This window comes from Krasilnikovia cinnamomea (assembly GCF_004217545.1).
Classification (GTDB): Bacteria; Actinomycetota; Actinomycetes; order Mycobacteriales; family Micromonosporaceae; genus Actinoplanes; species Actinoplanes cinnamomeus.
The window spans coordinates 3,504,586-3,522,555 of record NZ_SHKY01000001.1 but is presented as its reverse complement, the minus strand read 5'-3'; the positions used below and the strand labels follow the sequence as shown (position 1 = coordinate 3,522,555).

At 69.3% G+C, this 17,970-nt stretch carries 17 protein-coding genes; 3 read left to right on the top strand and 14 right to left on the bottom strand.

Annotated elements, in window-relative coordinates; translation table 11 throughout:
- The first annotated feature begins 2 nt into the window (after positions 1-2).
- Positions 3-1,184, top strand: a complete 1,182-nt coding sequence (locus EV385_RS15940; protein WP_130510164.1) for a PP2C family protein-serine/threonine phosphatase — start codon at positions 3-5, stop codon at positions 1,182-1,184.
- Entirely contained in the window at positions 1,181-2,425 is a 1,245-nt protein-coding gene (locus EV385_RS15935; RefSeq protein ID WP_130510163.1) for a glycosyltransferase family 4 protein, read from the top strand. Before EV385_RS15940 ends, EV385_RS15935 begins: the two co-directional genes overlap by 4 nt.
- Before the next feature lie 86 nt (positions 2,426-2,511).
- Here EV385_RS15935 and EV385_RS15930 read toward each other — a convergent pair whose 3' ends face one another.
- From EV385_RS15930 to EV385_RS15900, 7 genes are all read right to left on the bottom strand, one after another.
- Positions 2,512-2,814, bottom strand: a complete 303-nt coding sequence (locus EV385_RS15930) for an STAS domain-containing protein (protein WP_130510162.1) — start codon at positions 2,812-2,814, stop codon at positions 2,512-2,514.
- A gap of 76 nt (positions 2,815-2,890) precedes the next feature.
- Positions 2,891-5,029 (bottom strand): glycogen debranching protein GlgX, encoded by a 2,139-nt coding sequence (gene glgX, locus EV385_RS15925; RefSeq protein ID WP_130510161.1) that lies wholly within the window; start codon positions 5,027-5,029, stop codon positions 2,891-2,893.
- On the bottom strand, positions 5,026-5,406 hold the full coding sequence (locus EV385_RS15920) for an STAS domain-containing protein (RefSeq protein WP_165449501.1): 381 nt from the start codon (positions 5,404-5,406) through the stop codon (positions 5,026-5,028). Before EV385_RS15920 ends, glgX begins: the two co-directional genes overlap by 4 nt.
- A 97-nt stretch (positions 5,407-5,503) precedes the next feature.
- Complete coding sequence (locus EV385_RS15915; protein WP_130510159.1) at positions 5,504-7,318, bottom strand: AGE family epimerase/isomerase; 1,815 nt, start codon at positions 7,316-7,318, stop codon at positions 5,504-5,506.
- 471 nt (positions 7,319-7,789) lie between these two features.
- Positions 7,790-9,172, bottom strand: coding sequence for a peroxidase family protein (locus tag EV385_RS15910; protein ID WP_130510158.1), 1,383 nt, complete (start codon positions 9,170-9,172; stop codon positions 7,790-7,792).
- Positions 9,169-9,489: a UBP-type zinc finger domain-containing protein gene (locus tag EV385_RS15905; protein WP_130510157.1), complete on the bottom strand. Its 321-nt coding sequence runs from the start codon at positions 9,487-9,489 to the stop codon at positions 9,169-9,171. Before EV385_RS15905 ends, EV385_RS15910 begins: the two co-directional genes overlap by 4 nt.
- A 25-nt stretch (positions 9,490-9,514) precedes the next feature.
- Positions 9,515-10,459: an NAD(P)/FAD-dependent oxidoreductase gene (locus tag EV385_RS15900; protein WP_165449500.1), complete on the bottom strand. Its 945-nt coding sequence runs from the start codon at positions 10,457-10,459 to the stop codon at positions 9,515-9,517.
- Positions 10,460-11,269: 810 nt separating this feature from the next.
- On the opposite strand from EV385_RS15900, the gene EV385_RS15895 reads away from it, so the two are divergent.
- Positions 11,270-12,514, top strand: a complete 1,245-nt coding sequence (locus EV385_RS15895) for an IS701 family transposase (protein ID WP_165449499.1) — start codon at positions 11,270-11,272, stop codon at positions 12,512-12,514.
- A gap of 367 nt (positions 12,515-12,881) precedes the next feature.
- Here EV385_RS15895 and EV385_RS15890 read toward each other — a convergent pair whose 3' ends face one another.
- The 7 genes from EV385_RS15890 to EV385_RS15860 form a co-directional block, all read right to left on the bottom strand.
- Complete coding sequence (locus EV385_RS15890) at positions 12,882-13,862, bottom strand: aldo/keto reductase (RefSeq protein WP_242625298.1); 981 nt, start codon at positions 13,860-13,862, stop codon at positions 12,882-12,884.
- A gap of 109 nt (positions 13,863-13,971) precedes the next feature.
- Complete coding sequence (locus EV385_RS15885) at positions 13,972-14,487, bottom strand: VOC family protein (RefSeq protein WP_130510153.1); 516 nt, start codon at positions 14,485-14,487, stop codon at positions 13,972-13,974.
- Positions 14,484-15,089: a DJ-1/PfpI family protein gene (locus tag EV385_RS15880; RefSeq protein ID WP_130510152.1), complete on the bottom strand. Its 606-nt coding sequence runs from the start codon at positions 15,087-15,089 to the stop codon at positions 14,484-14,486. The genes EV385_RS15885 and EV385_RS15880 overlap by 4 nt, the downstream gene beginning before the upstream one ends.
- Positions 15,082-16,632: a GMC family oxidoreductase gene (locus EV385_RS15875; RefSeq protein ID WP_130510151.1), complete on the bottom strand. Its 1,551-nt coding sequence runs from the start codon at positions 16,630-16,632 to the stop codon at positions 15,082-15,084. The genes EV385_RS15880 and EV385_RS15875 overlap by 8 nt, the downstream gene beginning before the upstream one ends.
- Complete coding sequence (locus tag EV385_RS15870; protein WP_130510150.1) at positions 16,629-17,012, bottom strand: nuclear transport factor 2 family protein; 384 nt, start codon at positions 17,010-17,012, stop codon at positions 16,629-16,631. Before EV385_RS15870 ends, EV385_RS15875 begins: the two co-directional genes overlap by 4 nt.
- Before the next feature lie 32 nt (positions 17,013-17,044).
- Entirely contained in the window at positions 17,045-17,497 is a 453-nt protein-coding gene (locus EV385_RS15865) for a nuclear transport factor 2 family protein (RefSeq protein ID WP_207229845.1), read from the bottom strand.
- A complete protein-coding gene (locus tag EV385_RS15860) occupies positions 17,497-17,925 on the bottom strand; it encodes a nuclear transport factor 2 family protein (RefSeq protein WP_130510149.1) in 429 nt (142 codons plus the stop codon). Before EV385_RS15860 ends, EV385_RS15865 begins: the two co-directional genes overlap by 1 nt.
- Positions 17,926-17,970 lie beyond the last annotated feature (45 nt).

Sequence of the window (17,970 nt, the reverse complement as noted above, 5' to 3'; positions counted from 1 at the left end):
ACATGGCCGGAACAACAATGATCGTGAACGGATGCAGCTCGTCGGCCCGCGACCTGTGGCGGGTGCTGGCCGACGACGGAGACCCACCGCAGATCCGCACACCGCAGTCTGTTCTGGCCGACTGGTGGCCAACCGACGGCACGCCCGACATGCTGCTGGTCGACGCCGGGGTCGCCGTCGCCACGGTCCGTTCCCTCGTGGAACGGATCGTGGCGACGGTCGGCCACCCGCCGGCCGTCGTGTCGTTCGCCGACGCCGACGACGAGGACCTGGCGGCCCACGTCCGCGACGGCTCCGAGTTCCTGCTGGCGCCGTTCCGGCCGCACCTGGTACAGAGCCGCCTCGCGGTGAGCCGCCACACGCGGGACCTGGGCGTCGCGCTCAGCCACCTGCAGGCCGCCGCGGAACACCGCGACTTCGAACGCGACCTGGCGATCGGCCGGGAGATCCAGCTCGGCTTCCTGCCCCAGGCGCTGCCGGAGATCGAGGGCTGGGACATCGCGGCCTGGTTCCAGCCGGCGCGCGAGGTCAGCGGCGACTTCTACGACGCGTACGACGTGATCAACGGCCGCTTCCTGGCGTTCGCCATCGCCGACGTGTGCGACAAGGGCATCGGCGCGGCGCTGTTCATGGCGCTGATCCGCAGCCTGTTGCGGCAGGCCGCCGCAGCCGAGCAGTCCGATGTCGAGCCCAGCGCCGCCCTGGTGCTGCGCGCGGTCCGGACCACCAACGACTACCTGATGGCGAACCACATGCATCAGGCGTACTTCGCGACCCTGTTCTTCGGGGTGGTCGATCCGCGCACCGGGGACCTGGTCTTCATCAACTGTGGCCACAACCCGCCGGTGATCCGGCGGGCGGACGGGACGCAGCAGCGACTGGAACCGACCGGCCCCGCGCTGGGCATCATGCCGGACGCCCGCTTCGAGCTGGGCCGGGCCAAGCTGCATCCGGGCGACCTGCTGTTCCTCTACACCGACGGGGTGCCGGAGGCGAAGAACTGCGATGGTGAGTTCTTCGGCGACGAACGGACCAGCTCGGTCCTCGTCGAGGGCGGCACCGCCGAGGCGGTGGTCGACCGGTTCGCCACGGCGATCCGTACCCATTCGGGGACGGCCGACCAGTTCGACGACGTCACCATGCTCGGCCTGCGCCGGCAGCCAACCTACGGGGAGCCCATATGAGAGTCCTGTTGCTGTCCTGGGAGTACCCGCCACTCATGGTGGGCGGTCTCGGCCGCCACGTGTACGCGTTGTCGCGGGCGTTGGCGGCGGCCGACCACGAGGTGACGGTGGTGACCCGGGCGCCGGGCGGCACCCCGTCGACCACGGCCGAGCGGGACGGCGGGCTGACCATCGTCCGGGTCCCCGAGGACGCGCTGCTGACGCCGGGCGGTGAGCACGCACCGTTCGCCGCCGCGCTGGCGGTCAACCACGCGCTCACCCGGGCCGCGCTGAAGGTCGCCCGCTCGGCGGCGTTCGACGTGGTGCACGCCCACGACTGGCTGGTCGCGCACAGCGCGGTGACGGTACGCGAACAGGTCGGCATCCCGCTGGTCACCACGGTGCACGCCACCGAGGCGGGCCGGCACCAGGGCTGGCTGCCGGGCGACCTGAGCCGCTCCATCCACTCCGTGGAGTGCTGGCTGGCGAACCAGTCCGATCGGGTGGTGGTCTGCTCCCACTACATGCGCTGGGAGGTCCACCAGGCGCTGCACGCCCCGGCCGAGCGCATCCACGTGATCCCGAACGGCGCCGAGCCGGACCAGTGGGCGGCCGAGGCGGACCGGATCGGCCGCGCCCGCGTGCGCTTCGCGGGCCACGGCCCGCTGCTCGGCTTCGCGGGCCGCCTGGTGTATGAGAAGGGCGTCCAGGACCTGATCGCCGCGCTGCCGACACTGCGCGCGCAGCACCCGGGGCTGCGGCTGGTGATCGCGGGCGACGGCCCGTACGCGGGTGAGCTGAGGCAGCAGACCGACGCGCTGCACCTGCGCGACGCGGTCTCCTTCGCCGGTTTCCTCGATGGTGACCTGGCCGCCACGATGGCGGCCACCGACGCGATGGTGGTGCCTTCGCGGTACGAGCCGTTCGGCATGGTCGCGATCGAGGCGTCCGCCGCGGGCGCCCCGGTCGCGGCGGCGGCCACGGGCGGTCTGAAGGAGATCGTCGAGCCGGGCCGGACCGGCATGACGTTCCGCCCGGGTGAGCCGGAGGGGCTGGGCCGGGCGGTGTCCCGGCTGCTGGCCGACCGGTCGGCGGCGGCGTGGATGGTCCGCACCGCGCAGCGGATGGTCGCCGACCGGTACTCCTGGGCGGCCATCGCGAACCGCACCGTCGAGCAGTACGCCCGGGCCCGGCGCGACCCCCGCCCGGATGGCATGGCCGAGCGGCTCGCGCTGCCCGAGGGCAACCTGCTCTTCACCTGACCGGCTACAGCACAGACCGCCCCCACGCGGAAAGAGCGGGGCACCGGATCTCTCCGGTGCCCCGCTCTTCTTCGTACGTGTCGCCGTCAGCCCGGCAGCTTGTCGCCGAACTCGAGGCTGTAGTGGAAGCCGACCAGGCGGATCGTGCGCTGGATGGCCTCGTTCGCACCGACCAGCGAGATCTTGACCCCGGACGGCCACTTCTGCCGCAGGTACGCGATCAGCCGCAGCCCGCCCGAGGACAGGTAGTTCACGTCCGTCATGTCCAGCACCACGGCGTCGACCCGGTGCTGCGCCGCGAGGTCGACCTCGCGGCGGAAGTCGGGCCCGCTGAGCGTGTCGAGCATCCCGCCCATGGTTATCAACGCGATCGTTCCGGTGTGTCTCACCCTTGCGGTAAAGCCCACAACCTTTCCCCTCCCCCGTGAGCACGATCCCACAAAGATCGATGCAGGCCGATCTATTCTACTGTGGACGCGCCACCAGCACGACGGAGGACCGCGGCCCCACCCAGACCGAGCGCTGGTTGTCCACCGGCTGCTCGAACCCGGGCAGGATGGCCCCGCCACCGGTCAGCGAATCCGCCCAGGTGTCGGCGAACAGGTGCCACCGCAGACCCTCCGGCAGTGCCGGCAGCTCCACGTCGTGACCCTCCCAGTGCGCGTTCGCCACCTGGTAGACGAAGTCCGAGGCGCCGTCCGCACCCGGACCGGTACGCAGCACGCCGAGCAGCCGGCTGTCCTGCGACCAGTCCGCGTTCCACGCCCGCACCCCGTGCCAGCTGACGTCCGGGTACCCGGTGCCGGTCACGTCCTGCCCGGTCGGGTGCAGCGGCGATCGCAGCAGCGGGTGCGCCGCCCGGAACGCGATGCAGTTGCGGACGAAGTCGAGCAGCTCGCTGTTCTTCTCGACCAGCGTCCAGTCGAACCAGCTCAGCGGGCTGTCGTGGCAGTACGCGTTGTTGTTGCCACCCTGGCTGCGGGCCACCTCGTCACCGGAGTAGATCATCGGCACGCCGTGGCTGGTGAGCAGCAACAGGAACGCGTTCTTCATCTGCCGCAACCGCAGCGCGAGCACCTCGGCGTCGTCTGTCGGCCCCTCGATGCCGCAGTTCCAACTTCCGTTGTCGTCGTTGCCGTCCCGGTTGTCCTCGCCGTTGGCCTCGTTGTGCTTGCCGTTGTACGACACCATGTCGTTCAACGTGAACCCGTCGTGGCACGTGATGAAGTTGATCGACGCCATGGTGCCGCGCGTCGCGTACAGGTCGGGCGAGCCGACGATCCGGGTCGCCAGGTCGCCGATCTTGCCCGGCTCGCCGCGCAGGAAGTCGCGGACCGTGTCGCGGTACTTGCCGTTCCACTCCGACCAGCGGCCGTAGTTCGGGAACGCGCCGACCTGGTAGAGGCCGCCCGCGTCCCACGCCTCCGCGATCAGCACGCAGTCGCGCAGCAGCGGGTCGTACGACAGCGCCTCCAGCAGCGGCGGGTTGGCCAGCGGGGCGCCGTCCTCGCCGCGGTCCAGGATGGCCGCGAGGTCGAAACGGAACCCGTCGATGTGGAACTCGCTGGCCCAGTACCGCAGGCAGGACAGCACGTAGTTGCGGACGATCGGGTGGTTGCAGTTGAACGTGTTCCCCGTGCCGCTGAAGTTGAAGTAGTACCCCTCGGGCGTGAGGATGTAGTACGTCCGGTTGTCCAGGCCCCGGAAGTGGATCGTGGGGCCTTCCTCGTTGCCCTCGGCCGTGTGGTTGAACACCACGTCCAGCAGCACCTGGATGCCGGCCGCGTGCAGCTCCTTCACCAGGTTCTTGAACTCGTCGACCTGCATGCCGAACGGGCCGGTGGCGGCGTACCCGGCCTTGGGCGCGAAGAAGCCCACGGTGGAGTAGCCCCAGTAGTTGACCAGCATCTCGCCGGTGGCCGGGTCGATCCGGCTGTTCTCGAACTCGTCGAACTCGAAGACCGGCATCAGCTCGACGCAGTTGACCCCGATCGACTTCAGGTACGGGATCTTCTCCACCAGGCCCGCGTACGTGCCCGGTGCCGACACCCCGGAGGAGGGGTCGCGGGTGAAGCCGCGCACGTGCATCTCGTAGATGACCAGGTCCTCGTTCGGGATGCGCAGCGGCCGGTCGTCGTCCCAGTCGAAGTCGTCGAAGGCCAGCTTGGACCGGTACTGGTACGGGTCGTTCCAGTCCGGCTGCCGCCCCCAGACCTCACGGCCGGACATCGCCCGCGCGTACGGATCGGCCAGGATCTTCTCCGGGTCGAACCGGTCGGCGATGTGTGCGTTCTGCGGCCCGCGCACCCGGTAGCCGTAGTCGAGGTTCTCGTAGTCCAGGCCGAACACGGTGATGGCCCAGACGCCGCCGATGCGGAACTCGTGCGGGATCGGGATCTCGGCCATCGGGGTGTGCTCGCCCGAATGGAACAGCACGAGCGAGACCGCCTCGGCCGCGCTGGAGTAGACGGAGAAGTTCACCCCGCCCGGGACCAGCGTCGCCCCGAACGGCATGTGCCGCCCGAGGCGCACGCCGTACCCGGCGATCTGGTGGGTGGGGTACGAGTCGATCCGGTCGCGGACGACGTGCACGGGGGCGGTCATGAAGCCACCTTCTCTTCGATCTTCTGGTTGCTGTCGTCGGCGGCGTCCTGCAGGACCGCCACTCCGCCTTCCACGTCGTCGGCGACGAGGAAGAAGCGGAGGAAGCCGGTCGCCCGCAGGGCCAGGTGCAGGTCGCCGGAGACCCCGACGACGCAGACCTTGCCGTCCAGCGCCTGTGCCTGGCGGTAGATCGCCAGCATGGTGCGCAGGCCGTCCTGCGAGACGTGCGGAACCCCGGAGAAGTCGAGCAGGACCGGCTGCCGGTCCAGCAGGATCTCCACGATGCCGTCGTGCACTTCTTGCGCGTACCCGCCGTCCAGCGTCCCGACGATGCGGGCCACGGTGACGTCGCTGACGCTGTCCTTGGTGATGTGCATGTCCGTCCTTTCGCGCATTCCAGGCGAACCGGCGACGGCCACCGGACCCGGCCGGGACGGCACGGGTCCGGTGGCGGTCACCGGGGTGCGAGGTGGATTAGGCGGTCGGGGTGAGCCGGACCTTGACGGTGAGCGAGCTCTGCGACTCCGGCAGGTCGACGGTCATCGCGATCGGGTCGAAGGTCTCCCACGGCTTGCCGTCGATCTCGACGTCGGTGAGCCGGACCCGGCCCTCGGGCAGCAGGTCGGGCGCGACCCGCAGCGTACGGTTCGCGTCCGGCCGCGGCTTGAACCACAGGTCCAGCGGCTGCTTGGTGATCAGCAGGTTGGTGTAGACGGCGCTGAGGTAGCACAGCTCCGCCGAGTGGTACATGCTCATCGAGTGGCTGCCCTTGAGCCGCTCCGTGCCCAGCAGGTACGGCATGCCGCTGGCCAGCACGTTGAAGTAGACCGCGCCCTCGTCGTGGTCCAGGAAGAAGGTGTTGTAGAAGCCCTCCGCCTGCCGCGCCTGGGCCTGGTTGGCCTCGCCGCCGATCGAGCCGAACAGGATCAGGTACGCGAGGATGGCCTGCTCCTGCTGCCACCACGCCTTGCGGTCGTGCCAGGCGAACCGGTGCCACTCCTCGCCCGGCTGCAGCACCCGCTCGACCACGTCGTACCAGCCGCCGCGCTGCTGGTCGGACCCCTTGGCCGGCATGATCTCCGCGATCTTCTCGGCCAGCCCGCGGTAGCTGTCCTTGGGCTTGACCGCGTGCATGCGCATGAGGTTCCACGCGATCTTCAGGTTGTGGCCGACCACCGCCCGGTTCTGCTGCCAGGTGTGGCCGAGGTCGTGCGTCCAGTCGTGGAAGAACCGCTCGTTGACGAACGGGCTGACCTCGTAGTCCGGGAAGTGGTCCACGATCGTGTCGAACGTGCGCTCCAGCATCTCCGCATGCCGCTGCTCGCCGGTGGCCAGCAACAGGTTGATCAGGTACGCGGGGGCGTGGTCGCCGACCGAGTTCCAGTTCTTGCGGGACTTGTTGAACTTCAGCGACTCGTGGTGCGGGCTGAGCAGCACCGGGTCGATGTGCGAGTAGTAGCCGCCGCCCGCCGTGTCCCGGTAGTACTTCTCGAACAGCCGCAGCGTTGCGTCCGCGTCGTCGGAGATCCGCGGGTCGCCGGTGACCCGGAACGTCTGGGTCGGCCCGGCCAGCGCGTAGATCTGCTCGTACATCGGGACGGCGTCGTAGTCGTCGTCGAACTCCGAGGTGAACAGCTTGCGCTCGTAGTCACCCTCGAGCTTGATCCCGTGGTACCAGTAGACGACGTCCGCGTCGGTGTCCACGAAGCGCATGTGGTCGCGCAGGTACTCGGTGCCCTTCTCGGCGATCTCGAGGTATTCGTCGTTGCCGGTCAGCATGTACGCCGACGCCATTCCGTACACCATTCGGGAAATGGTGTCGGTCTCCTGCACGTGGCTGTCGGTCTTCTCGCCACCGAGCCGGATGTTGGTCCGGTAGTTCTTGTAGTCGATGGGGCCGTGACCGAACTGCGCCTTGCGGTAGAAGCCGGCCAGGGAGTCGATCTGGTCGACCCACCAGTTCGGCCGCTCGAAGTTGAAGTCCTCGACGCCGCGACCCATGAAGACCAGCCGCTTGGCCACGTAGTTGTACGCGCCGCCCTCGGGGTAGAACACGCCGTAGGCGAACAGCGTCCGACCGGGCGTGAGCATGTCGTCCACGTGCCCGCTGGCGTCCGCGTACGGCTCGTCGAGGTTGCGCAGGAGCTCGGCGGACATCCCGTCGGACAGCCGTACGTCGAAGCGCCGGCCGTCGATGGTCCGCAGCCCGAAGACCCCCTTCCCCCGGTCGTATTCGGTCACGCTTCCCGCAATGGTGTCCATGAATGGAAAGCGCATGTCTTCGGTCATGATCGACCCTCCCTGAGGCAGCAAGCTGACGTGGCGGCCTTGCCGGATTTGGCGAACGGTAGGGATGTATCGTCGCCAGCGGCCTTCGACAGCGTCAACGGAGTTCGCTGTGGACGGTCCTTCGCCGCGTGATCCGCCGACCATTTTCGTCAAGTCCGCCGCGCAGTTCGCGGCCTCCAAGTCCACATTTTCTGCGGGCCACTTCGCGGCCGTCCCGACCGCCGCGGCGGTCGGGAGTGCCGTCGACGACGCAGCGGGTGGCGCGCCGCCGTTCGCGCGAAGCGGGGTATCGCCGGATCTTGAAGAGGTCTGGTCAGCTCCTGACCCGGATTCTTCAAGATTGCGGGCAGGCCCACCGTCGCCGTATGACGGCAAACCCGCGGCGAGACGGCCGGGGGTTTGCCGTCATACGGCGACGGAAGAGCGGGCCGCGGCCCGGAGGCCGCGACCCGCTTCGGGGGAGCCGGTCGATCAGGCGCCGGGTGCGCGGCCGAGCATCAGCAGATCCACCAGGGTGAAGTCCGGTCCGGCGCTGGGCAGCGTCGGACGCCAGTCCGGGTCGACGGTCAGGTAGGCGTCGGCGTCGGCGCGCAGCAGTCCGATGAGGACCTCGGCCACGATCCGGCCGCCGACCGGCCCGAGCCGGTCCCCACGGGCCCGGTGCTGGGCCTCCTTGAGCACGTACAGCCAGAGTGGGGTGGCGCCACCCCACTCTGGCCCGGCCTCCTCGCGGCTCAGCGGCTTCTCGCCGAGCAGCTCGGCGACCGCCTCACCGGCGGGCAGCGCGGTGGCCTGCCCGCGCAGCAGGTCACGGACCGCCAGCGAGCGGTACGCGTCCACCGGCACGTCGCCGGTCACCTCGCGGGGCAGGGCGATCAGGCTGGCCGGCAACCCACCGTCGAGGCGCTTGGCGCGCTGCGCGGGCGGCTCGCCGGGCAGGTCGAACACCTGCGCCCAGTCCAGCCGGTGCTCGGGCGGGATCGGCCCGTGCCCGAACAGGTCGGGGAACAGCGGGTAGAAGGTCCCGTCGGGCTGCATCCGGTAGCGGTGCCGGATCTGGCCGTGGCCGTAGCGGTAGGCCGCGTCGGCGAACTCCAGCGGGATGTACGCCTCCCCCACGCCCGGCGAGAAGTAGCGCGCGCCGTCGTCGAGGATCTCGCGGACCAGCTCGGGCCCGACCAGCCGGGGCAGGAAGTCGTGCACCACGATCCACTGGTAGTGCCACGTCAGGGAGCGCCGCGCCTCGTCGAAGAGATCGTCCTCGCCGACCCCGTCCTCACGCAGCCGGTCCACCAGCCGGTTGTGCGCGTGCAGGAACGCCAGGTGCAGGTGGGCGACGAACGTGTGCACATCGTTGCGCGGGTCGCCGATCAGCGCGGTGCCCTGCCAGTTGCGCGGCAGGTCGAAGCCGTCGGCGCTGGTGAGCAGCTTGGCCGTGTCCTGGGCGTCGTACAGGAACGGCGTGCCGACCGGGCCCTCGGCGTGCACCATCTCCAGGTTCAGCCGGGGTGAGCGGGCGTTGCGCAGCGCGACCACGTCGGCCCGCACCCCGACCGGCGACCGGTCCGCGGTGATGTCGTGCGCGACGAACTGCCCGAAGAACGGCCAGCCGGCCGCCTCGTTGGCGTCGTCGGCGGAGTGTCCGCTGAGCATCCCCCGGGTCGGGAAGTGCGAGGCGTCGCAGATGCCGCCGGGGGTGCCCGCCGCGTACAGGGCGTCCGGGTCGGCGGCCAGCGGGTCTAGACCCGGGAAGAGCCGCCCGTAGCGGGCGCCCGCGGACGGCGCGTCGACCAGGCGTCCCGGGGCGAGGCAGTGGTCGCGGACGGTACGGCGCTCGGACGCGGTTGCCGTCACGCGAGCTCCTCCGGAAGCAGGAACAGCGAGTCGGGGTAGCACCAGCCCCAGTCCTCGCCCGGCTCCATGGAGCGGACCAGCGCGTGCTGGGTCCTGCGCCAGTGCGCGGTGGCGTGCCGGCGCGGCGAGTTGTCGCAGCAGCCGACGTGGCCGCAGTTCAGACATTCGCGCAGATGCACCCAGCGGGTGCCCTCACGCAGGCAGTCCTCGCAGCCGTAGCTGGTGCTGGGCGTGACCTCGCCCAGGCCCTCCAGGTGCGTGCAGGACTTGCCGGTCGGGTTGCCCTCGGCATCCCCGACCACGATCCACGTGCTCATCTCGACGGTCCTTTCGCGGGGCGGGTCAGTCAGCCTTGAGCTCGGGTGGGTACAGGAAGTAGTTGGCGGCCGAGGCCGCCTGGGCGCCCTCGTGCACGGCCGCGGTGACCTGGTGCGAGTGCAGGGCGGTGACGTCGCCCGCGGCGTACACGCCGGGCACCGAGGTCTTCTGTTCCGTGTCGACGTCGATCCAGCCGCTGGGGGCGAGGCGTACGCCGAGCTGCTGGGCGAGTTTCGTCTCCGGGGTCGCGCCCTGGATGCTGAACAGCGAGTCCAGCTCGATGCGCAGGCCGCCGCGAGTGTTGACCGCGGTCATCATCCCGTCGTCGCCCTCGACCTCGTGGATGTGGTCGTCGATCACCGGGATGTTCGCGTTGTCGAGCCGCTTGCGGAACTTGGGGCTGATCTCGTCGGCGTGGCTGTTGGTCAGCAGCTGGACCCGGTCGGTCAGGCTGTGCAGCTGCATCGCCTCACCGGCGGCGGCGTCGGTGTGCCCGACGACCAGGATGCTGCGCCCGCGGTTCTCGTAGCCGTCGCAGGTGATGCACCAGAACATGCTCCGGCCGACGTACGACTCCCAGCCGGGGAAGTGCGGGAAGTGGTCGAGTACGCCGGTGGCCAGCACGACCACCCGAGCGTGCCAGCGGTGGTCACCCTGGCCCTGCGCGGTGAAACCGGACTCGCCGTCGCCGCTGATCCGGCTGATCACGTGGTGCACGATCTTGATCTGCTCGTACGGCGCGAGCTGCTGACGGGCCAGTTCGCGCAGGCCGATCGTGGCGATGCCGTCGGGAAAACCGAGGTAGTTGCGGTTCTTCTGATGATGGGTGGACCGCCCGTGCCCGGTGTCGAACACCAGCACGGTGCGGTTGTAGCGGGCCAGATAGAGCGCGGCCGACAGTCCGGCCGGGCCGCCGCCGACGACGATCGCGTCCGCGCTGGTTCCGGAGGCGGGCTCGTTGGTGGTCACAGGATTTTCCCTCCACAGTCACCGGGACATCCCGGGTCCGGCCGGTCGGGACGGCGGGCCACGACAGGCCACACGGGACGCGCGGGCGCGCGACCGGAGACTACGCATGGTGATAGGCCCCCGACCGATAGCACTCGCCGAGCCTGACACACCCGCGCGCACCGCCACCCGCCCGCCGATACCGCGGTGCCGTACTGCGTCAAGTCGAGCGGCACAGTGCGTCAGGTCGCACGCCCTGTCCGCAACACCGTGATCAGCTTGAATGATCGGATCTCCAGCACTTCGGAAGCGGCTCGGAATCTTTCCGAATACGATGCGGCTACCAGGGATAATTGATGTATCAAAGAAATTTACAAGCCGCTTTCATTAGCAGGGAATAGCCATTTATGGGTCCACCCGACGGGTATATCGGCTGACCACACGGAGTCACGGTAGAGCCGAACGACCGATCCGTCGTTCGGCCGAACAGCCGATTTTAAGGTCTGCCCAAAAGGGCGACAGTGTGGCGTCCATCACCCGAAATCCGTTGCGGCGTAATGCATTCCGCATCGTCAGGGTACCTGCGGGCACCCAGGTGGATCACCGGTCGGCCGCCGAAGCCACCCAATCCGGACTCATGGGCCGAGACCACGCCGACCCTCATTTCCTACCGCCATATACGCCGTATGTGAACGCACTGGGAACCGGTACCAGGCGGTAGTCCAAAAGAAAGGTCGCACTACGTCGAGTAGGCGATATCCCAACCACTTGCTTCAATCCATAATGGAGATCGGTCTACAGAGGAGCGCCGCACAACGGGGGGAGTACCAGGTGACTGAACCCATCACCACAAGATCACAATGGAGCGAGGAGGACTTCCGCAGTTTCTGCGGAGACGTCTTCGCCTCGCTCGGCCGTACGGACCAGCGCAACGCCGCTGAGACGTACCTGTACGGCCTGCTCAACTGCTCGGGCCGCAAGTCCATCCGCCGGCTCGTGGAGACCGCGCCCGGCCGCAGCGAACAGTCCCTGCAACAGTTCATCAACCAGAGCCCGTGGGACCCGGAGCCGATCCGCCGGCGGCTCTTCGAGCGGCTGGTGCAGCACCTCAAGCCCTCCGCGTACGTGATCGAGGAGGTGCACTTCCCGAAGCACGGCCGCTACTCGGCGGCCGTGGAGCGGCAGTACGTGCACACGCTCGGGCGGGTGTCCAACTGCCAGCTCGCCATCACGGTCACCCTCACCGACGAGGACCTGACGGTCCCGATCAACTGGCGGCTGATGGTCCCCGAGGCGTGGGGCCGCGACGCCGAGCGCCGGACCAGGGCGCGGATGCCGAACCACGAACTGCCCCGGCCGTACTGGCAGTACCAGGTCGAGGTGCTGGACGACATGGCGCTCGAGTGGGGCCTGCCGTCCGCGCCGGTGGTCGTCGACACGGCCAACCGCACCAACATCGAACCGTTCCTGGCCGGCCTCGAGCAGCGTCGCCAGCCGTACCTGGTGCACGTCAGCCCCACCCAGCGGGTTTGGTACGAGACCACCGGCAACCGCACCCCCCGGCCGCAGATGGCCAGCCTCGGCGACACGCAGACTCTGCCGTGGCACCTGACCGTCAGCGACCTGATCGCCCGTACCTGGAACCTGCCCCGCGAGACAGTCGAGTGGCGACACGAGGGCGCCACTGGGCTGCGTTCGCAGTTCCTCCAGCTGCCCGTCCGGGCGACCCTGTCCGACGGGGTCGCGGGGCGGGCACACGGTCCCGCACCACAGCGCATGCTGCTGTGCGAGTGGCCGCTCGGCAAGGCCCGGCCGCGCGGCTTCTGGCTCACCAACATGGTCGACCGCCCGCTGTCCGACCTGGTCTCGCTCGCCAAGATCCGGTTGCAGGCGGGCCCGCGGCTGGAGGCGTTCGCCGACCGGTACGGCCTGCGCGACTACGAGGGCCGTACGTTCGCCGGCTGGCACCACCACGTCGCCCTGTGCAGTGCGGCATACACCTACGACGTGATCTCGGAACGGACCGGCACGAAGTGCCCCAGTGACGAGGATCGCCTGGAGTACGTTGCGTCCTGATGGCTGCCGGGGCACGCTGGCAGCCGTTGACCTGACCGCTGGGCATCGGCAGCTCAGCAGCGCCGGGCAGGGGCGGCGCCGCTCAGTGCCGGCCGTGCGGCAGCTCGGTCAGGCGGCAGCTCGGTCAGGGGGCAGCTCGGTCAGGCGGCAGCTGGGTCAGGCGGCAGCTCGGTCACGGGGCAGCTCAGCGAAGCCGGGCGGCAGCGACGACGAGCAGGCGGTGTCGACCGTGACGGCCGGGCGTCAGCGAAGCCGGGCGGCAGCAGAACGCCGACGGCGCCGGATCACTCGGATCCGGCGCCGTGAGCGGCAGCGCTCGCCGTGAACGTCAGCGCCGGCGTCAGTCCACCTGCCGACCACCTCGGTGTCAGGCGCGGTCGGTGAAGTCGACGCGCTCGCCGACCGGGCCGTAGGTGAACCCGCCCATCGAGCTGATGAAGTCGGCGGGGAAGCCCAGCTCGATCGCGCTCGCCTCGTCCAGCCGGCGGATCGCGTCCTCCGGCAGCTCCAGCTCGGCCGCGCCGAGGTTGTCGGTCAGCTGCTCCAGGCGGCGGGCGCCCAGGACCACGTGCAGGTTGGGCCGGCCGGCCCTCAACCAGGCCAGTGCCACCTGCGACGAGCTGGCGCCCAGCTCGTCGGCGACGGCGTCGACCGTCCGCGCGATCGCCAGCTCCCGCTCGTCGATATCCTCGGCCCGGACCCGGGTGTGCTGCGTTGTCGGGGTGGACCGGGTGAACTTGCCGGACAGCACGCCCCGGGCCAGCGGCGACCAGGCGGCCACGGACAGCCCCATCGCCTCCGCCATCGGCAGCAGCTCCCGCTCCGCGTCGCGCTGCACCAGGCTGTACGGCAGCTGCACCCCGGCGAACGGGGTCCAGCCCCGCCAGTCGGCGAGCGTGTTGGCGCGGGAGATCACCCAGGCCGGGGTGTCCGAGATGCCCACGTAGAGGATCTTGCCGGCGCGGACGGCGTCGTCCAGCGCGCGCATCGTCTCCTCGATCGGCGTGGCCGGGTCCCAGATGTGCACCCAGAGCAGGTCGATCCGGTCCGTGGCCAGCCGGGTGAGGCTGGACTCGATCGCCCGGGTCAGGTTCTTGCGGTGGTTGCCGGACGCGTTCGGGTCGGTGCCGTCGGACGAGAGCGTGTACTTGGTCGCCACGACCATCCGGTCGCGGTCCTGCTTGATCAGTTCACCGACGATGCGTTCGCTCTCGCCCTCGGTGTACTTGTCGGCGGTGTCGATGACGTTGCCGCCGGCCTCGACGAATGCCGTGTACAGCTTGCGGCATTCGTCGAGCGGCGCGCCCCAGCCCCAGTCCGTGCCGAAGGTCATCGTGCCGAGGAACATCTCGGACACCCGCAGACCGGTACGGCCTAGTGTGCGGTATCTCAACGTGGGTTCCCCCCGCTCGTCTGATGTGTACCGCGCAGGCTAGCTCGGTGATGTGACATCCGTCTTATGCGCTCGGTCCGGAATGGACGTGCGCGGCCAGCAGGTCGGCCGGGTCGGCGTCGCGGTACCCCTGGCTGACCTCGACAATCACGCCGTCGGGGTCGGTGAGCCAGACGCTGTGCCAGCCCGCGATGAAACTGTCGAATTTCAGCGGCCCCAGCGACACCGGGATGGCGTCACCCACCCGCTCCAGGAACGCGTCCAGATCGTCGGTCTGGAACGCCAGGTGCCGGGCGATCCCGTGGTACGCCGGGCCGTCCGCGCTCACCGCGAACGGGGTGGCATCGGTGGTCGCGAACAGCTCCAGGTAGACGTCGCCCTGACGGAGGAAGATGATCTCCGCGCCCCCGTCCAGCTCGACCACCCTGGCCCGCTCGAAACCAAACCAGCGCGCGTAGAACTCTTCGGTGACTTTCTGGTCGGCGCAGTTGAGCGCGACATGCGACCAGCGCAGCGCGGGCGCGGCCGGTCCCGAAGCAGCCCGTCCCGAAGCAGCCGATCCCGCCGCGAGCGCGGTCACGACCGGCGCCGTTCGATCAGCCGGTCGATGATCTGCCGGGCGAACAGGTGCGCGTGCATGCCGGTGCGCCCGGTCACCAGGTCGTCGCCGTCCTCGACCACGTCAGCGTCGACGTACTCGGCGCCCATGTTGCGGACGTCGCCGACCAGGTTGTTGTGGCAGACGACCTTGCGGCCGCGGATCGTCTCGGGGATCGGCGCCAGCAGCCAGAAGCCGTGGCAGATGATCCCCTTGAGGATGCCCGGCTCGTCGAACGCCCGGCGCACCAGGTCGACCGCCGGGGCCAGCTTGCTCACGTCCTCGGTGTAGCGCAGCCGGTCGGACACCATGCCCGAGGGCACGATGACCGCATCGTACGAGCGCAGCGTCTCGTCGTCGATCCCCTCTACACTCATCGACGCGGTGAACGGCGCCCGCCACTCGTGCCCGCTGAAGGTGATCTGGTCCTGGCCCCAGAGCCGGGTCAGGAAGTGCACCTCCGCGCCCTCCTCGGCGAAGCGGCGCTGGTAGTAGTGGATCTCGGGCTCGAAGAAGTCGCTCTCCACCAGGACGGCGACCTTCGCACCGGACAGCGGGCCTTGACGCAGCGCGACGTCAGCCATGACGGCTCTCCTTGATCAGATCGGCGGCCTTCTCGGCGATGGCGACGATGGCCGTGTGGCAGTTGCCGGACGGCACGGCCGGCATCACGCTGGCGTCCACCACGCGGACGCCCTCCACGCCACGGACCTTCAGCGACGGGTCCACGACCGCGAGGTCGTCGACCCCGATCCGGCAGGACCCGGCCTGGTGGTGGTAGCAGTCCGCGCGGTTGCGCACGAACTCCTCGATCTCCTTGTCGGTCCGCACGTCCGCGCCGGGCAGCAGCTCACCCTTGAGCAGGCCCTTGAACGCGGGCGCGGCGAAGATGTCGCGGGACATCTTGACGGCCTGCACCATGCGCTCCACGTCGGAGTGGTCGCCCAGGTAGTTCGGGTCGATCAGCGGCGCGGCGAACGGGTCCGCCGAGGCCAGCCGCACGCTGCCGCGCGAGTTCGGGCGGACCACGCCGGGCAGGATCGACACCGCGTTCGGGTGGTTCTGCCCGACGATGATGTCGAACGGCACGTGTACGAACGCCAGCTGCAGGTCGGGCGCGGGCAACCCCGGCTGCGACCGGGTGAACAGCGCCGACTCGGAGAGGTTCTGCCGCCCCGGCTGGACCGGGTCGACGGTCTCCGCGATCAGGCCGGTGAGCACGTGGTTGTGGAAGTTCTCCCCCACACCGGGCAGGTCGGCCACCACGTCGATGCCGTGCTGGCCCAGCAGGCCCGCGGCGCCGACACCGGAGAGCTGCAGCAGCTTCGGCGACTCGATGGCGCCGAGGCAGACCAGCACCTCGCGGGCCGCGCGTACCTCGCGGTCGCCCGGCTCGGCCAGCTTGACGCCGGGCAGCGTACGGCCCTCGCCCGAGGCACCGGCCGGCTCCTGCTGGCGGTAGGCCACGCCGGTGCACCGGCCGCCGGAGAACAGCAGCTTCGCTGCCGTCGCGTCGGTGCGCAGCGTCAGGTTCGGGCGGGACAGCGCCGGCTCCAGGAAGTCGGCCAGGGCGCCGTGGCGCTTGCCGTCCTTCACGTCGATGTGGTGCCAGCCCGTACCGATCATTTCCGGGCCGTTGAAGTCGTCGACCTCGGGGTGGCCGAGGTCCTTGCAGGCGTCGATGAACACCCGCGACAGCGGGTTCGCGTCCGGGCCGCCAGCGTTGATCACCGTCTGCCGCTGCTCCAGCTTGCGGAAATACGGCTCCAGATCCGTGTACGACCAGCCGGCCGCGCCCTGGTAGGCCCAGTTGTCGAAGTCCGACCGGTGCCCCCGGATGTGCATCATGATGTACAGGTTGCTGCTGCCGCCGGGGAGCTTGCCGCGCGGCTCGTACACCTGCCGGCCGCCCAGGCCCGGCTGCGGGACCGTGGTGTAGCCCCAGTCCACGCCGCTGCCGAGCAGCGTGTACCACAGCGGCGCGTTGTCCACGTTGGCCGGTACGAAGCTGCCACCGGCCTCCAGCACCAGGACGCTGACGTCCGGGTCCTCGCTCAGCCGGTTCGCCAGCACCGATCCCGCGGTGCCGCCGCCGACGATGACGTAGTCGTACGTTTCCGTGGTCACTTGTCCCCCTCGGGCGTGAGGGCGGCGCGGAAGGGCACCGTGTCGTGGAAGTTGGCCATGTATGTGATGCGCCCGCCGGTCACCCGGAAGTAGTTCGCCACGTTCGCCTCGATGCGGCCGCCTGAACTCGTGACGGCGGAGATGCGCGAGACCACGGCGGCCTCGTCCCCGTCGACGACGATGTGTTGCGGTCGGTTCGCGAAGCTGGCGTACATGTCCGGGAAGCCCTTCATCATGTTGCGAAGGGTTTCCTGGCCTTCGATGTGACCGGCGAGCTGCTCGTCCATGACCTGCTCGGCGGCGAACAGGTCGCACCATGCGTCCCAGTCGCCGGCGTTGGCCAGCCGGTAGTAACTGTCCACAACTTCCCTGGTGTCCATCGGTGCCCTTCCGCGTCTGTGAAGCCGGTCGGTCAGGCGGCGACGCGCGTGGCGTCGGCGGCCAGCTGCGACCAGAATTGGTTGAATTGCGTGGTGCCGTCGCCGTAGATCGCGCCGCGACCCTCGATGACCTTGCCGTCGCGCCAGCGCAGGACGTGCACGACGTCGATCTCCAGCCGGTCGTACGGCGAGGTGCTGCCGTCACGCGCGGCGGTACGGGTACCGACGTTGTGCGAGATGTCCGCCGACCAGCCGTCGGCCAGCAGGATCGCCGAACGCGTCATCACGAAGCTGCCGCCGGAGAGCTTGCCGACCTGCGACATGAAGTCGAAGAAGCCGTCCAGCCCCTCCCACCAGCCGGCCAGCTGGTGGTTGCCCGGCACGAGCCAGCGCATGTCCTCGGCCCAGTACTGCTCGATCTGCTTGCGGTCACCGGTCGCGAGGGCCTGGTAGGCGGCCTCGACCAGCTCAGTCGTGGGTGACATCAGGCCCCCACGAGCAGACGGTCGGCGACGCTCTTGAGCTGGAAGCGCGACCACATGTAGCGGTCGACCCCGTGCTGGTCGGCGGTGTGCACCTGGACCGCGCGGATCCGGCCGTTCTCGATCTCGTATGTGGTGCAGGTGGGGAAGAGGTACTCGACGCCCTCGGAGATGCCGTGCCCGTGGTGCTTCTCCACCACGGTGCCGTTGTCGAGCTCGCCGAAGTGGACGTCGTCGACGTTGATGCCGGCCTGGAAGAGGTCGGCGAAGAACGCGATGACCTCGTCGGCGCCCTTCATCGTGCCGGACAGCGGGTGGTGACCGGGCATGGCCCAGGTGATCTCCGGGTGGAACACCTCGGTCTTGATGGTGTCCATCTCGCCCTTGCCGAAGAGGTCGTACATCCTCAATACGAGATCGGTGTTAGACATTGTGGTTCCTTTCCTTACTGGGGATACCGTCGCGGACGCGACGGG

Excerpts from the sequence above, each read along its gene's own strand:
- EV385_RS15940 (WP_130510164.1), top strand. The coding sequence starts at position 3 with ATGGCCGGAACAACAATGATCGTGAACGGATGCAGCTCGTCGGCCCGC.
- EV385_RS15935 (WP_130510163.1), top strand. The coding sequence starts at position 1,181 with ATGAGAGTCCTGTTGCTGTCCTGGGAGTACCCGCCACTCATGGTGGGC.
- glgX (WP_130510161.1), bottom strand. The coding sequence starts at position 5,029 with ATGACCGCCCCCGTGCACGTCGTCCGCGACCGGATCGACTCGTACCCC.
- EV385_RS15920 (WP_165449501.1), bottom strand. The coding sequence starts at position 5,406 with ATGCACATCACCAAGGACAGCGTCAGCGACGTCACCGTGGCCCGCATC.
- EV385_RS15915 (WP_130510159.1), bottom strand. The coding sequence starts at position 7,318 with ATGACCGAAGACATGCGCTTTCCATTCATGGACACCATTGCGGGAAGC.
- EV385_RS15905 (WP_130510157.1), bottom strand. The coding sequence starts at position 9,489 with ATGAGCACGTGGATCGTGGTCGGGGATGCCGAGGGCAACCCGACCGGC.
- EV385_RS15890 (WP_242625298.1), bottom strand. The coding sequence starts at position 13,862 with ATGTTCCTCGGCACGATGACCTTCGGCACGGACTGGGGCTGGGGCGCG.
- EV385_RS15880 (WP_130510152.1), bottom strand. The coding sequence starts at position 15,089 with ATGGCTGACGTCGCGCTGCGTCAAGGCCCGCTGTCCGGTGCGAAGGTC.
- EV385_RS15870 (WP_130510150.1), bottom strand. The coding sequence starts at position 17,012 with ATGGACACCAGGGAAGTTGTGGACAGTTACTACCGGCTGGCCAACGCC.
- EV385_RS15865 (WP_207229845.1), bottom strand. The coding sequence starts at position 17,497 with ATGTCACCCACGACTGAGCTGGTCGAGGCCGCCTACCAGGCCCTCGCG.
- EV385_RS15860 (WP_130510149.1), bottom strand. The coding sequence starts at position 17,925 with ATGTCTAACACCGATCTCGTATTGAGGATGTACGACCTCTTCGGCAAG.